Annotated in this window: 12 protein-coding genes; 5 read left to right on the top strand and 7 right to left on the bottom strand. The window is 72.9% G+C overall.

Going from position 1 to position 13,762, the window contains the following annotated elements:
* Position 1: 1 nt before the first annotated feature.
* The 3 genes from ACFYT4_RS31425 to ACFYT4_RS31415 all read left to right on the top strand — a co-directional run bounded on the left by ACFYT4_RS31425 (position 2) and on the right by ACFYT4_RS31415 (position 3,340).
* Positions 2–2,005, top strand: a complete 2,004-nt coding sequence (locus ACFYT4_RS31425; protein WP_389276654.1) for a S9 family peptidase — start codon at positions 2–4, stop codon at positions 2,003–2,005.
* A complete protein-coding gene (locus tag ACFYT4_RS31420; protein ID WP_389276651.1) occupies positions 2,002–2,934 on the top strand; it encodes an LD-carboxypeptidase in 933 nt (310 codons plus the stop codon). Before ACFYT4_RS31425 ends, ACFYT4_RS31420 begins: the two co-directional genes overlap by 4 nt.
* 154 nt (positions 2,935–3,088) lie before the next feature.
* Complete coding sequence (locus ACFYT4_RS31415; protein WP_389276648.1) at positions 3,089–3,340, top strand: LapA family protein; 252 nt, start codon at positions 3,089–3,091, stop codon at positions 3,338–3,340.
* 147 nt (positions 3,341–3,487) lie between these two features.
* Here the strand turns inward: ACFYT4_RS31415 and ACFYT4_RS31410 are convergent, their stop codons facing one another.
* From ACFYT4_RS31410 to ACFYT4_RS31395, 4 genes are all read right to left on the bottom strand, one after another.
* Complete coding sequence (locus ACFYT4_RS31410; RefSeq protein WP_389276645.1) at positions 3,488–4,126, bottom strand: hypothetical protein; 639 nt, start codon at positions 4,124–4,126, stop codon at positions 3,488–3,490.
* The gene (locus tag ACFYT4_RS31405; protein ID WP_389276642.1) at positions 4,113–5,414 is read right to left on the bottom strand and encodes an ABC transporter permease; all 1,302 of its coding nucleotides are present in this window, start codon (positions 5,412–5,414) and stop codon (positions 4,113–4,115) included. The genes ACFYT4_RS31410 and ACFYT4_RS31405 overlap by 14 nt, the downstream gene beginning before the upstream one ends.
* A complete protein-coding gene (locus ACFYT4_RS31400) occupies positions 5,408–6,184 on the bottom strand; it encodes an ATP-binding cassette domain-containing protein (protein ID WP_389276639.1) in 777 nt (258 codons plus the stop codon). The genes ACFYT4_RS31405 and ACFYT4_RS31400 overlap by 7 nt, the downstream gene beginning before the upstream one ends.
* A gap of 66 nt (positions 6,185–6,250) precedes the next feature.
* Positions 6,251–6,508: a hypothetical protein gene (locus tag ACFYT4_RS31395; RefSeq protein WP_389276636.1), complete on the bottom strand. Its 258-nt coding sequence runs from the start codon at positions 6,506–6,508 to the stop codon at positions 6,251–6,253.
* Between the two features lie 557 nt (positions 6,509–7,065).
* On the opposite strand from ACFYT4_RS31395, the gene ACFYT4_RS31390 reads away from it, so the two are divergent.
* Together ACFYT4_RS31390 and ACFYT4_RS31385 are read left to right on the top strand one after the other, a co-directional pair.
* A complete protein-coding gene (locus ACFYT4_RS31390) occupies positions 7,066–7,959 on the top strand; it encodes an arginase family protein (protein ID WP_389276633.1) in 894 nt (297 codons plus the stop codon).
* 190 nt (positions 7,960–8,149) lie between these two features.
* On the top strand, positions 8,150–10,120 hold the full coding sequence (locus ACFYT4_RS31385) for a DUF5107 domain-containing protein (protein WP_389276631.1): 1,971 nt from the start codon (positions 8,150–8,152) through the stop codon (positions 10,118–10,120).
* 400 nt (positions 10,121–10,520) lie between these two features.
* On the opposite strand, the gene ACFYT4_RS31380 is transcribed toward ACFYT4_RS31385, so the two are convergent.
* The 3 genes from ACFYT4_RS31380 to ACFYT4_RS31370 form a co-directional block, all read right to left on the bottom strand.
* Positions 10,521–10,874, bottom strand: a complete 354-nt coding sequence (locus ACFYT4_RS31380; RefSeq protein WP_389276628.1) for a VOC family protein — start codon at positions 10,872–10,874, stop codon at positions 10,521–10,523.
* A gap of 64 nt (positions 10,875–10,938) precedes the next feature.
* Positions 10,939–11,745 carry a class I SAM-dependent methyltransferase gene (locus tag ACFYT4_RS31375; protein ID WP_389276625.1) on the bottom strand — a complete coding sequence of 269 codons (807 nt, stop codon included), beginning with the start codon at positions 11,743–11,745 and terminating at the stop codon, positions 10,939–10,941.
* A gap of 148 nt (positions 11,746–11,893) precedes the next feature.
* Positions 11,894–13,405, bottom strand: a complete 1,512-nt coding sequence (locus ACFYT4_RS31370; RefSeq protein ID WP_389276622.1) for a bifunctional phosphatase PAP2/diacylglycerol kinase family protein — start codon at positions 13,403–13,405, stop codon at positions 11,894–11,896.
* Positions 13,406–13,762 lie beyond the last annotated feature (357 nt).

Genomic DNA, 13,762 nt, shown 5'->3' with positions numbered 1-13,762 from the left:
CATGGTACCCACGGGAGCGTACGGAACCTGGCCGTCGCCGATCGGCGCCGGGCTCGCCGCCTCGCACGACGGACGGCCCGAATACCTCGGCCTGGTCGGGGACGAGGTCTGGTGGACCGCGCCGCGCCCCGCCGAGGGCGGCCGGCGGGCCCTGGTCCGCCGCCGCGCCGACGGAGCGGAGGAACCGGTCCTGCCCGCCCCCTGGAACGTCCGCAGCCGGGTCGTCGAGTACGGCGGACACCCCTGGGCGGGCGCGACGGACGCCCGGGGCAACCCGGTCGTCGTCTTCGTCCACTTCCCCGACCAGCGGCTGTACGCGTACGAGCCGGACACGCCCGGCGCCCGTCCGCGCCCCCTGACCCCCCTCTCCGCCGTCGGCGGCGGACTGCGCTGGGCCGATCCGCAGATCCGGATCGAACACGGCGAGGTCTGGTGCGTCCTGGAGGAGTTCACCGGGGAGCGGCCGACCGACGTACGCAGGGTGATCGCCGCCGTGCCCCTGGACGGCTCGGCCGCGGGCGACCGCGCGGCCGTACGGGAACTCACCGACGACCGGCACCGGTTCACCACCGGTCCACGGCTCTCGCCGGACGGACGGCACGCCGCCTGGATCGCCTGGGACCATCCGCAGATGCCGTGGGACGGCACCGTCGTGATGCTGGGCGAGATCACCGGGGACGGGCCGTTCACCGGCGTACGCCCGCTCGTGGGCGACACCGACGAATCGATCTGCCAGGTGGAGTGGGCCCCGGACGGCTCCCTGGTCTTCGTCTCCGACATCGGCGACTGGTGGGAGCCGCACCGCATCCGGCCCGAGAACCTTGTGCCCGGCGTGGTGGCGAGCACCCTCCTGTGCCCGGGCCGCCGCGAGGAGTTCGGCGGACCCCTGTGGAAGATCGGCCTGAGGTGGTTCCAGCCCCTGGCGGACGGACCGATCGCCGTGATCCACGGCCGGGGCGCCACCTCGCTCGGCATCCTCGACCCGGACACCGGCGAGGTCGTCGACGCGGCCGGTCCCTGGACGGAGTGGGCGCCCGACCTCGTCGTGCACGGCGAGCGGGTGATCGGCGTCGCCGCCAGCCCGCGCAGCGCGTACGAGATCGTCGAACTGGACACCCGGACCGGCCACACCCGGGTCATCGGCTCGGCCCACGACGACCCGGTGGACCCCGTGTACTACCCCGAGCCCCAGATCCGGACCTTCGGCGGACCCGACAACCGCGAGATCCACGCGCACGTCTACCCGCCCCACAACCCCGACCGGGCCGCCCCCGGCCATGAGCTGCCGCCGTTCGTCGTCTGGGCGCACGGCGGACCCACCGGCCGGTCCCCGCTCGTCCTCGATCTGGAGATCGCCTACTTCACCTCCCGGGGCATCGGTGTCTGCGAGGTCAACTACGGCGGCTCCACCGGATACGGCAAGGAGTACCGCGAACGGCTGCGCGAACAGTGGGGCGTCGTGGACGTGGAGGACTGCGCCGCCGTCGCCCGCGCGCTGGCGGCCGAGGGCACCGCCGACCCGGCGCGCCTCGCCGTCCGCGGCGGCAGCGCCGGCGGCTGGACCACCGCCGCCTCGCTGGCCGGCACCGATGTCTACGCCTGCGGCACCATCAGCTACCCCGTGCTGGACCTGCTGGGCTGGGCCGGCGACGGGACCCATGACTTCGAGTCCCGGTATCTGGACTCCCTGATCGGACCGCTCGACGAGGTCCCCGCCCGCTACCGGGAGCGCTCACCGCTCGAACACGCCGACCGGATCAGCGCGCCCTTCCTGCTGCTCCAGGGCCTCGACGACGTGATCTGCCCGCCGGCACAGAGCGAACGGTTCATCGCCCGGATGGCGGGACGCGGTGTCCCGTACGCGTACCTCACCTTCGAGGGCGAGGGCCACGGCTTCCGCAGGGCCGACACCATGGTCCGCGCGCTGGAGGCCGAACTCTCCCTGTACGCCCAGACCTTCGGTATCGAGCGCCCCGACGTCCCCCTCCTGGAAATGAAGCGATGAGCCTCGCCCCCCTGGCCCGGGCGCGGCGGCTCACGCCCGGGGACCGGGTCGCCGTGGTCGCGCCCAGCGGGCCCGTGCCCGGTGAGCGCCTCGACGAGGGCCTGGGCGTGCTGCGCGGCTGGGGTCTCGACCCCGTCGTGATGCCGCACGTGAGGAGCGAGCGCCCCCGGCTCGGCTATCTCGCCGCCGGTGACGAGGAGCGCGCCCGGGATCTGACGGAAGCCTGGTGCGACCCCGCGTACGCGGGCGTGATCTGCGCGCGCGGCGGCTACGGCGCGCAGCGCATGGCCGATCTGCTCGACTGGGCGGCGATCCGGGCGGCGGGGCCCAAGGTGTTCGTCGGATACAGCGACATCACCGCGCTGCACGAGGCGTTCGCACTGCGGGCGGGCTTCGCCACCCTGCACGGGCCGATGGCCGGTACCCCGGCCTTCCTCAAGGACGAGGCCACCCGGGAGTCCCTGCGGGCCACCCTCTTCGAGCCCGGGACCGTCCGGGTGCTCGGTCTCGGGACCGCCCGCGCGATGGTTCCCGGCCGCGCCCGGGGCGTCACCTTCGGCGGCTGCGCCAGCCTCATCGCCGCCGACGTGGGCACGGAGCACGCCCGGCCGTCCGGGCGCGGCGGGCTCCTCCTCCTGGAGGACGTCGGCGAGGAGGACTACCGGCTCGACCGCATCCTCACCCAGTTGCTGCGCTCCGGCCTGCTCGACGGTGTCGCGGGCGTCGCCCTCGGCTCATGGGTGGGCTGCGGGCCGTACGAGCGGATACGGGAGGTCCTGCGGGACCGGCTCGGCGGGCTGGGCGTACCGGTGGTCGAGGAACTGGGCTTCGGGCACGGTGACACCCATCAGACCATTCCGCTGGGGGCGGCGGCGGTGCTGGACGCGGACGCGGGGACGCTGACGCTGGAGGAACCGGCACTGCTCTGAACCCGGCCGCCCGCCGGCGCCGGTGCCGAGCGCACGCGCCCCGGCCGCGGGTGCCACCCGGGCGGACGTCGGCGCCGGAGCGGCCCGGGTCTCTCTCACCCGTACGGCCGAGTCCACTCCGCCCCCGGGGCCGCCGCGAGCCCATCCTGGTCACATGATCTCAAAGGAAGCACCGAGAGTGCGGAAGAGCGGCAGGGGCCGCGCCGGGGCCTGGTTCACCCCCGCCCGGACCACGGTCCTGGTGCTGGTGGCCCTCGCGATCGTCTTCATGGCCGAGAACACCCAGCAGGTCAAGATCCGGCTGATCGTCCCGCTGGTCACCATGCCGCTCTATCTTGCGCTGCTGCTGATGTTCATCATCGGTGCCCTGTGCGGGGGGCTCTTCTTCCACCGGCGGGCCCGGTAGGCGGCCGGGCACCGGGCCGGGGGATCGTCGGGGGCCGGGGAGTTCGAGGACGCCTCCGCACGGACCTCCCGGTCCGCTGGCACACCACCCCGCCGCCCCGGCCAGGAGACCGAGTCCGCGGCACGGACAAGAGGACCCGTTTCCAGCTCATCGTGAGGGTCTCTCTCCACTTGGCGAGCCCTGCCCGCGGAGGAAGGCTCTCCTCCGCCAGGGAGTCGCCGCGGTCGCGGCCACTCCGACGGACAGAGCGATCGCGGCCACAGCCCAGCTGAAGAGGTCAGTGGACGGGTTGGCCGTCCAGTCCCACCAGTTGTGGGGATACCAGATCAGGAAGAAGGCCGAAGCCAGGGGGATGCTCCAGCCGAGTTGGTGCCCCAGCAGCCTCACCGACAGCAGGGCGAGACCGAACCAGATCAGCAGGGACCGGACGAAGACGACTCCGGCCTGTGCGCCGACGGCGAGTGCCTCGGTGCTGAAGGAGAAGGCGCAAGCCACCAGTGTCAGCGCGACGCAGTACGCGACGCGGGACCGGTGCATCGCGGATGTCCCCATGTCGTCATGTGCCGACATGGCGCCGTCGAGTGTCGCCGTGAGGAAGACGGCCGACAGAAGCGGGAGTTCGTGCCGGAAGGGCACGCCGGTGGTGACTCCTCCGGAGCCGATGGAGGGAAGCGCTACATGGGTGCCGCCGAAGAATGCCGAGAGCAGGGCGATAGCGGCCGTTCCCGCCAGGACTGGCGCTCCCCGGTGGACTCTTGCATACCGGAGCAGGTCAGAACCGGTCATCAGGCTTGCACCAGGAGGGGTCCCGAAGAAGGTGGCCGCGCTCCTGAGCGAGCCATTTCCGCTGCCCGGTCTCGGGCATCCGTGCGGCCCTGGTCGCCTCGCGCTGGGCGGCGGAGACACCTTCCATGTGGAGTCCCTCGTCGGCGACAGCCGGGTCCTGGCCCGTGGAGCGGTACTCGAGCCAGTGGCGGATGTTGTCCATGGCCCGCCGGGCGCGGCTCTCCTCCCGGGGAGGAAGGCAGCGGCCCAGCGACGTGGTGAACACCAGGTCGGCCATGGCGATCGCCGCGGTACGTACATGCCCTTCGGCGATGTCGAACCCGCGGTCGCCCCACTTGGTTCGCCGCAGCCCGAACTCGTGGAACACGTCGGGTGACTTCAGCCAGGGCTGAGCGGACCGGCCCAGGCGCTGGGCCATGCGAGTCAGTTCCGGCAGGTACTTGCGGTGCTCGGGCCACACGCACACCCGCGGTGCGCCCCTCTCGGCGCGCTCGCACAGCGGAGCCGTCGCCGGCACCGGGCGCTCGACGCGCAGTTCACCGGCGGCCGGTGCCGCGGCCAGTGCGATGAGGGTGGCTGCTGCCGATCCGATGGCGGCACCGCGGATGTGCGGGGGTGTTCCGTGGCGGGGCATCTGGCGCTCGGCGCTCCTGCGCAGCGGTGGTGCCGTCACCGCCAGCGCTGCCAGGGCGAGTGCGCACAGCAGGCGCACAGCGACCGGCAGCGGGCGCAGGTGCTGGTCCGGCGGCCCCGCGAGGACGTTGAACTTGAACGGGAGCGCCAGCATGCTGATGAAGCAGCCCAGGGCGCAGACGACGGGGGTGAAGGCCGCCGAGGGCCACCACCGTCCGGCGAGATGGCCCACGGACGCGAAGATGATCAGGGTGGAGGCGCCCAGCAGGAGGTAGGACGGCCACAGGAAGCCGGGGCCCGCGTCGCCGAATGAGACGGCCGTGGCGGTCAGGCAGCCGACCACGTACGCGAGGAAGCCGAGCGTGAGGGTGGCGGCCAGCCGTGCGGCCTGGATTCGCCAGCCGGGCCGGGCGGCCGCGAGCAGGCTCTCGGGCATCCCCGCGCGGGAGGACCGTCCGGCCTGCCAGGCGGAGACGCCGGCGAGCACGGGCCCCAGGAACAGCGTGACGACCTGGGCTGCCACGCTCGCCTCGGGCCACACGCCGATCCAGTACCGGGACCGCCCGAAGAGCACCAGCAGGTCCACCGCGATCATCACGGGGAACGCCGTCAGAAGGGGTGAGCGACGCAGCTCGATGCGGTAGGCGGTCAGCACGCGGCTCCCTCGTTCGGCCGGCGGCTGCCGAGCACCGTCATGTAGCCGCGCTCCAGGGGACTGTCGCCCGGAGCCGCCGGCGCGGCCAGCTCCGCCAGCTGCCGCGGGGTACCGCTGTGACCTATCCGCCCGTCACTCAGCACGAGGACGGTGTCGCAGGCCGCACCGATGTCCTCCACCAGGTGCGTGCTGAGGACGACGGCCGTCCCCGCGTGGGCGAGGGAGCGGATGAGCTCGCGGAAGTCGAGGCGCTGCGCGGGGTCGAGGCCGACGGTCGGCTCGTCGAGCAGGAGCAGGGGAGGGGCCCCGACGATGGCGGCGGCGATCCCGGCCCGTCGGAGCATGCCGCCGGACAGTGACTTCATACGGTCTCGGGCGCGGTCGGCCAGCCCGACGGCAGCGAGCGCCTCCCTGGTCGCCGACTCGGCCTTCCTGGAGGGAACCTCACGCAGCCAGGCGCAGTAGCGGACGAAATCCGTGACGGAGAACGCGGGGTAGTAACCGAAGTCCTGCGGGAGGTAACCGATGCGACGACGGGCTCGCCGCGCCTGCCGTTCGCCGGTGACGGGCTTGCCGAACAGCTCCAGCCGCCCGCTCCGCGGCGGCGCGATGGTGGCGAGGGTCCGGAAGAGCGTGGTCTTGCCCGCGCCGTTGGGGCCCAGCAGCCCGGTGACCCCCGGCCGGATGGACAGGTCGAGATCTTTGATGACGCGCCGGCTGCCGTACCCTTGTGTGAGGGACGTCAGTCGAGCGGCAGGATATGTCGTCATTGGCGGAATTCCCCAAAACGCGGGGTGGGCCCGCCGTGTCGGCGGGCCCACCATAGTGCTGGTTGGTTACACACCCAGACCCACATGTGTCTTGTTGATCTTGAACGTGCACTCGTGGGTGTCGTACTTGCCCACGTACCCCCTGTAGAGCTTGTCGTAGTTCTGCGTATCGATCTCGGCATTGCAGTCGTAGGTCGTCCAGTACCCGTAGGACGGGAAGTTCGTTGCGTCGTAGCAGTAGCCGTGGCCGGACGTGGAGTACCAGTAGCCCCGGCATCCCTCGTTCCAGTTCTTCTCGTTGGAGGCGCTCGATACCGGAGCCATCAGGCCGATGGCCGCAGTCGCCAGAGCCGGCGACCTTCGAGCCCGCTGTGCGCGTAGCAAGAGAACTCATTTGTCTTTCCCCCCTCGGGAACAGAGAAATACAGTCACGGAAAAGTCGTCCCTCGACGGCAAAACGCGACGGTAGCTGCTGCCCCTCGACTGCAGAACAGGGAAATGAGTCGCCCCCGAGTGGCTTCTGACTGAAATCGAGGGGCCCATCGAGATGCTTCGCGAATCTCGCTCATCAGCAAACCTGTTGAGCGGTTTGTGCTGTTCGGTGCGGTCCACTTGTGCGGGGCCCGGTTGGTACAGGGGCGGGCTTTCCTCGGCCCCGCCGAGCTTCACCTCAGCCGAACCGGGTACTGCGAAGTTGAGGGGCGCGGGCCGGGGGGAGTGCGGTCATCGAGAGGTCGGGAAAGCTCGCCACGATGGTGGTCATGTTCGTGGTTCGGGGTGTCCGGCTCGCAGGTCTCGGTGAGGAGGACCTCGTCGGCGCCGATGGCGTGTCGGAGGCCCGGGGATTGAGCGTCCGGGGCCGCCGGGTGAGGATGGCACGCATGCGGAACATCGTCGTCGTCGACGCACCCTCCAACCTGGGGCTGCGGCCCCCCGCCCCGGGAACCGTCCCCGGCTGCTGCAAACTCGCCGGAGCCCTGCGGGAGCAGCGGATCCTCCAGCGGCTGAAGGCGTCCGAGGGCGGGGTCGTCGTCCCGCCGCGCTACGACCGGGGCGGCTGGCAGGAGGGCGACGGTGTGTTCAACGCCGCCGCCATCGCCGCGTACACCCCCCGGCTGGCCGACCGCGTCGAGCGCCATGTGCGGGCGGGCGACTTCACCCTCGTCCTCGGCGGCGACTGCTCCATCCAGCTCGGCGCCTCCCTCGCGCTGCGCCGCCTCGGGCGCTACGGACTCGCCGCGATCGACGCCTCCGCCGACTTCCGGCACACCGGCAACTCCGACCGGATCGGGGCCGCGGGCGGCGAGGAACTGGCGATCGCGACCGGCAGGGGCCAGGACGACCTGGCCGATCTGGAGGGCCTGAAGCCCTATCTGCGCGACGAGGACGTCCGTCTCATCGGCATCCGGGACGGCGACGAGGACCTGGCGGAACTGGCCCGGCTGAAGATGCCGGTCCTGACGGTGGGAGAGGTGCGGTCACGGGGGCCCGCCGACGCGGCGGCGGGGGTCGTGCGGAGTCTCGGATCCGACGCCCTGGACGGCTACTGGGTCCATCTGGACGCCGATGTGCTGGACCCCACCGTGATGCCCGCCGTCGACAGCCCTGACCCGGACGGGCTGCTGCCCCGCGAACTCACCCCGATCCTCGGCGCCCTGGTGCGCTCACCGCGCTGCGTGGGGATGAACGTGACCATCTACGACCCCGATCTCGACCCCGGTGGCACGGCGGGAGCACTGCTCGCCGACCTGATCGTCGACGCCTTCGCCCCCTAGGCCAAGGATTTGCCGAAGACCGGCGCGCGGAGAGGCCGTTCGGCGGGAGGATGACTGTTCGACGGCCCTCCGGCCGGCCCTGGCGCCCCGCGCGCCCGGCCGGACGGCCCATGCAGACCACCGTGGACACATCCGTGAACACATCCGGGAACGAAGCTGCGAACAACGCTGCGAATGAAGCGAGGTTGCCTTGGCCACGACCGTGCGGCGCACCGTACTGACCCTTCCCGCGGCTCCGGTGGGACCGGCGAATCCGCTGCCCGCGCTGCGCACGCTCGACGAGACGCACGCCATCGACGAGCGCTCCAGAAGGGACCTGCCGCGCGAGATGGCCCGGCAGATCGGGTACGAGCCCCTGCGCACCCTGCTGCCCGAGCGCGTACGCGACGGCTACGGCCGTGAACGCACCCCCACCGGACTCGACGCCATCGTCATCGAGAACGACCGGCTGCGCGCCACCGTGCTGCCGGGACTCGGCGGCCGGGTCCACTCGCTCGTCCACAAACCCGCCAACCGGGAACTCCTCTACCGCAACCCCGTGTTCCAGCCCGCCGATTTCGCGCTCAACGGCGCCTGGTACTCCGGCGGCATCGAGTGGAACATCGGCGCGACCGGCCACACCGCCCTGTCCTGCGCCCCCCTGCACGCCGCCGTCGTCACCGCGCCCGACGGCGGGGAGATGGTCAGGCTCTGGGAATGGGAACGCCTGCGCGACCTGCCGTTCCAGGTCGACCTGTGGCTGCCCGCCGACTCCGACTTCCTCCATGTCGGCGTACGGATCCGCAATCCGCACGAGCGGGCCGCGCCGGTCTACTGGTGGTCCAACATCGCGGTCCAGGAGGACCGTACGACCCGGGTGCTCGCCCCCGCGGACGAGGCATGGCACTTCGGCTACGAACGCTCCCTGCGCCGGGTGCCCGTACCGGAGTTCCGGGGCGAGGACCGGACGTACCCGCTGCGGACCGAGCACCCCGCCGACTACTTCTACGAGGTGCCCGTCGAGGCGCGCAAATGGATCGCCTCGCTGGACGAGAGCGGACGCGGGCTCGTCCAGACGTCGACCGATGTCCTGCGCGGGCGCAAGCTGTTCGTCTGGGGCTCCGGGCGCGGCGGACGGCGCTGGCAGCGGTGGCTGACCGAACCGGACACCCCCGGATACGCCGAGATCCAGGCCGGGCTCGCCCGCACCCAGCTGGAGCACGTACGGCTGGAGGGCGGCGAGGAGTTCAGCTGGCTGGAGTCGTACGGACCGCTGGCCGCCGACGCGGGCACCGTCCACGGCGACAACTGGGCGGCCGCCTGTGCCGAGGTGGAGACCCGGCTCGCCCGCGTCCTGCCGAGGGACGCCGTGGACGCGGCGTACGAGGCATGGCGCCCGTGCGCCGACGCCGAGCCGGTCCGCACCCTCGCCACCGGGTCGGGATGGGGCGCGCTCGAAGTCCTGCGCGCGGGAGTGAAACTGCCCGGCACGCCCTTCGACGAGTCCGCGCTCGGCGACGAACAGGCCCCCTGGCGGGAGCTGCTGACCACGGGGGTGCTGCCCGCGCCCCGCCGGGTGACGCCGCCCGGCCCCTCACTGGTCTCGCCCCCCTGGCGCGACATGCTGGAGACCGCGCCCGCCGATCCCCTCACCGAGTACCACCTCGGGGTGGCCCAGTGGCACGCGGGCGATCTGGCGCAGGCCGTGCGCAGCTGGGAGCGCGGGCTCGAACTCGCGCCCTCCCGCTGGCCGCTGCTGCGCTGCCTCGCCGTCGCGGACCAGGAGGGCGGCCATCCCGAGCGGGCCGCGGAACGCTATCTGGAAGCCTTCGAGGACCTGTGCCAGGAGCGCCGCGACGACGGCGAGAACTGGACGGCGGCGACGGCCGCGCTGGGCCGCGAGGCGATCGAGTCCCTGCTCACGGTCTCGCGCACGGTCGACGCCCGTTCGGTCTGGGCGCGGCTGCGCCCGGCCGTCCAGCAGCGCGGACGCTTCCGCCTGATCCACGCCAGGCTCCTCCTCGCCGAGGGCTACCACGACGAGGCCCGGGCCATCTTCGACGCGGGGTTCGAGGTGGCGGATCTGCGCGAGGGGGAGGAGAGTCTCAACGAGGTCTGGGCCCGGCTGACGGACGAGCCGATCCCGGACGCGTACGAGTACCGGATGCGGCCGGGGGAGTGAACCCCCGCGGCCCGGGGCGGGGGTGACCGTCGGCCCTGGCCGTCCGGCCAGGGTCCGGCCCGGCCGGACGGGCCCGGTACGGGGCGCCGATCGCCCTGGGGCTGTCAGCGGTTCGGGTTCCGGCGCTCTCGGGCGTATGCGGTGCGGGGCGTCGTTCCGCCGGATTCCGCCTCGCGGCACGGATGCCGCCCGCACGGTGGAGAGGGTACGGACACCGTCGTCCCCGGCGGGGCCTCCCGGCCGGGAGGGACCCCTCATCCGAAGGCAGGTTGGTGACCTGGGGTTTTCCGGCCGGGCAGGCGTGACCGGGGGCCTGCTTCCCGAGCCGGGGAAGCGGCCCGGACCATGTCGCGGTCGGTCGGGGGCGCCGCCCGCCGCGTAGGCTCCGGGCGTCCCGTCCTCAGCCCGTGGGTCTGCGGTCCACGTACTCGAAGACCGAGCCGTCGGGATGCACGGCGATCAGATTGCGGCCCCCCGGGGTGGAGACCGGGCCCGCGATCACCTTCGCGCCCGCCGTGGAGAGGGTGGCGTACGCGTCCTCCACATCGTCCACGGCGATCGTCGCGGTCACCTTCCGCAGCACCTCCAGCTCCGACTCCGGGCCGCTCATCAGCAGAAAGCAGCCGACGGCCGCCGCCGAGACCCCGCCGCGGTCGAATCGCTGCGGGGTGCTGCCGGTGAGCCGCTGGTAGAAGGCCGCCGCGGCCTCCAGGTCGTCGACGCAGATGCGCAGCGTCGTTCCGAGGATCTCCATACGGAGAAGGGTAGTTCGCGCGAGCGAGCGGCGGAATCCGTTCCGTTCGGGCCCCGGGCCGGGCTCAGACCCGGCAGAGCAGTTCGCCGTGCGGGACCAGGAACCAGCCGTCCTCCTGACGGCCCCACGCGCGCCAGCCGTCGGCGATCGCCGCCAGTCCGTCCGGCGTGGTGTGGCCGCCGTCGACCGCCAGCCTCGCGTACACCGACGCCGTCGTGCGGTCCGCCCACAGAGCGCTCCACCACGCCCGGTCGTCCGGGGTGGCGAAACACCAGGTGCCCGCGGTGGGGACGATGTCGGTGAAGCCCGCGGCCCTGGCCCAGGACAGCAGCTTCCGCCCGGCGTCGGGCTCGCCGCCGTTGGCGCGGGCCACCTTGCCGTAGAGCCCGCGCCAGGTGTCGAGCACCGGGGACTCGGGGAACCAGGTGAACGCGCCGTAGTCGCTGTCGCGCACCGCGACGACGCCGCCGGGCCGGCAGACCCGGCGCATCTCGCGCAGCGCCCGGACGGGATCGCCGACGTGCTGGAGCACCTGATGCGCGTGGACGACGTCGAAGGAGTCGTCCGCGTACTCCAGGGCGTTGACGTCGGCCGTGGCGAACTCCGTGTTGTCCAGGCCCCGTTCTGCGGCGTGCGCCCGAGCCCGGTCCACGATGTCCGGCGCCAGGTCGACGCCCGTGACACCGCCCCGCGGGACCAGCGCGGCCAGATCGGCGGTGATCGTGCCCGGTCCGCAGCCGATGTCCAGGATCCGCGTGTCCGGCTTCAGCTCGCCGAGCAGATACGCGGCGGAGTTGGCGGCCGTGCGCCAGGAGTGCGAGCGGAGCACCGACTCGTGGTGTCCGTGGGTGTAGACGGCGGTCTCACGCATGGCGGGTCCTCGCTGTCGCAGGGCTGTCCGGTGAGGGACACCGTAGGACACCGTGGCCGCATAATGAGACCCCCATCTTGCCATGTGGACGATCGTGGCGGGTCGTGGTGTGAGGTCTCCGGGGCGTGCGTCCGCCGCGGCCGGGGTGTCAGAGCAGTGACTGCGGGCGGTAGACCGTGAGTGCCGCGACCGCCTTGTAGACGGTCAACTCCGGTGGTGCCTCGGTCACTTCGCCGTCGTACGCCAGTGGGGTGCCCGGTTCCAGGCCGGTGACCCGGATCCGGTGCAGCTGCTCGGCCGCGTGCACGGGGGAGCGGCTCAGCGGCCCCGCGAGAGCCGCCGCCAGCAGCCGCAGCCCGGGGAAGCGCCCGCCGTGCACCACCCGTACGTCCAGCAGGCCGTCGGCCAGGTCCTGGCGGTTGCCCGCGGCCGGGCCCACCGTCCGGTAGACGCCGTTGCCCGCGAACAGCAGCCACATCGGGCGGCGGCGGCCCTCGACGTCGGCCTCCAGCGGGCGGCCCTCGTGCAGCACCTTCACCGCCGCGAGCACTCCGGCGGACCAGCCGCCGATCCGCGGGGACCAGCGCTCGCGGATCCTCACCAGCTCCGGGTAGACGCCCAGGCTGAAGGTGTTGAGGAAGTGGCCGTGCTCCGCCCGGCCCGCCGGCGTGAGCGGGCCCGGGGTGAACCGGCCCAGATCGACCCGCACCGCGTCGCCGCGTCCGAGCGCCCGGCAGGTGTCCTGGACCGACTCGACGCCGAGGTCGTAGGTGAAGTGATTGAACGTACCGCCGGGGAACACCGCCAGCGGCAGCCCGTGCGCCAGCGCCACGGCCGCCGCCCGGTTGATCGTTCCGTCGCCGCCGTGGACACCGAGCACCCGGCCGCGCAGCGCCGCCTTCTCCAGCGCGTCGTCCAGCTCGGCGGGGCCGCATTCCACCAGCTCCGCCTTCGGCAGCGCCCTGCCCACCTCGGCCACCGAATCCGCCGAGCCCGCGTACCGGTTGGCGACGACCACCAGGCCCTCGCCGTCCGGGAGCGCGGGCGCGTCCGCGTGCGGGCGGCCCGGCGGGGGCAGCCGTGAGCGCGTCGGCACCAGCCCCCGTACCGCGAAGGCCGCTCCCACGCCGAGCGCCGCGCCCACCAGCACATCACTCGGATAGTGCACACCCGTGTAGATCCGCGAGAACGCCACCGAGGCCGCCACCGGGGCGACCACCGCGCCCCAGCCCCGGGACTCCAGGGCGACTCCCGTGGCGAACGCGGCGGCCGACGCGGCATGCCCCGAGGGGAAGGACGTCGTGAACGGCTGCCGCTTGAGCCGCCGCATCACCGGCACCGCCTCCAGCAGCGGGCGCGCCCGGCGCACCGACCGCTTGCCGACCGTGTTGATGACGGCGGACGCGAGCGCCAGCGAGGCCACCCCGCGCACGGCCGCCCGGCGTGAGCGGGCCCCGCGCCCCAGGCCGGCGATCCCGGCCGCCGTGGCGAACCACAGCACCCCGTGATCGGCCGCCTGACTCAGCCTCGGCAGCACGGGATCGGCCCCGTGCCAGTGGCGGGTGGCCACGGTCCGGAACACCTCCCGGTCCAGCCGGCTGAACAGCCGCGAGACCCGGGCCCGGTGCCGGGGGTCCTGTCGTGCGCGCACAGTGGACATGGGGCGCGGGTACCCGTACTCCCCGGTTCCACGCTGCCGGGACTCCGATCGGCGTACCCGCCCGGGTCCACCGGCACCCGCCACCCGCCATCCGGTCCGGGGCGCGCAGCGCACCCCCGGGGCCGCAGCCCCGCCATCCGGTCGCGCGTCCCGGCACCGTCACCCGGTCACCGTCACCCGGTCAGGGGCGTCTTCAGCGGCATCGGAACGCAGGCCACCGGGCCGCCGGGAGGCCCAGGACCGGCTCTCCCGGCGACCCGGCGGTGTGTCACCGTCGGCCCTCCCGCACGAGCGAACCGGGTGAAATCTTCGTATAAAGGGCAGGGGAGTCGGGGGTGCCAGCGGCGGAGGTGACCG

This window comes from Streptomyces sp. NPDC004609 (assembly GCF_042873655.1).
In the GTDB taxonomy this organism is placed as follows: Bacteria; Actinomycetota; Actinomycetes; order Streptomycetales; family Streptomycetaceae; genus Streptomyces.
The sequence above is the reverse complement of the archived record's forward strand: the minus strand, read 5'-3'. Positions and strand labels throughout refer to the sequence as shown.

What these genes read in the sequence shown, in the direction of transcription:
- ACFYT4_RS31425 (WP_389276654.1), top strand. Translation starts at nt 2, where the DNA reads ATGGTACCCACGGGAGCGTACGGAACCTGGCCGTCGCCGATCGGCGCC.
- ACFYT4_RS31420 (WP_389276651.1), top strand. Translation starts at nt 2,002, where the DNA reads ATGAGCCTCGCCCCCCTGGCCCGGGCGCGGCGGCTCACGCCCGGGGAC.
- ACFYT4_RS31415 (WP_389276648.1), top strand. Translation starts at nt 3,089, where the DNA reads ATGATCTCAAAGGAAGCACCGAGAGTGCGGAAGAGCGGCAGGGGCCGC.
- ACFYT4_RS31410 (WP_389276645.1), bottom strand. Translation starts at nt 4,126, where the DNA reads ATGACCGGTTCTGACCTGCTCCGGTATGCAAGAGTCCACCGGGGAGCG.
- ACFYT4_RS31400 (WP_389276639.1), bottom strand. Translation starts at nt 6,184, where the DNA reads ATGACGACATATCCTGCCGCTCGACTGACGTCCCTCACACAAGGGTAC.
- ACFYT4_RS31395 (WP_389276636.1), bottom strand. Translation starts at nt 6,508, where the DNA reads ATGGCTCCGGTATCGAGCGCCTCCAACGAGAAGAACTGGAACGAGGGA.
- ACFYT4_RS31390 (WP_389276633.1), top strand. Translation starts at nt 7,066, where the DNA reads ATGCGGAACATCGTCGTCGTCGACGCACCCTCCAACCTGGGGCTGCGG.
- ACFYT4_RS31380 (WP_389276628.1), bottom strand. Translation starts at nt 10,874, where the DNA reads ATGGAGATCCTCGGAACGACGCTGCGCATCTGCGTCGACGACCTGGAG.
- ACFYT4_RS31375 (WP_389276625.1), bottom strand. Translation starts at nt 11,745, where the DNA reads ATGCGTGAGACCGCCGTCTACACCCACGGACACCACGAGTCGGTGCTC.
- ACFYT4_RS31370 (WP_389276622.1), bottom strand. Translation starts at nt 13,405, where the DNA reads ATGTCCACTGTGCGCGCACGACAGGACCCCCGGCACCGGGCCCGGGTC.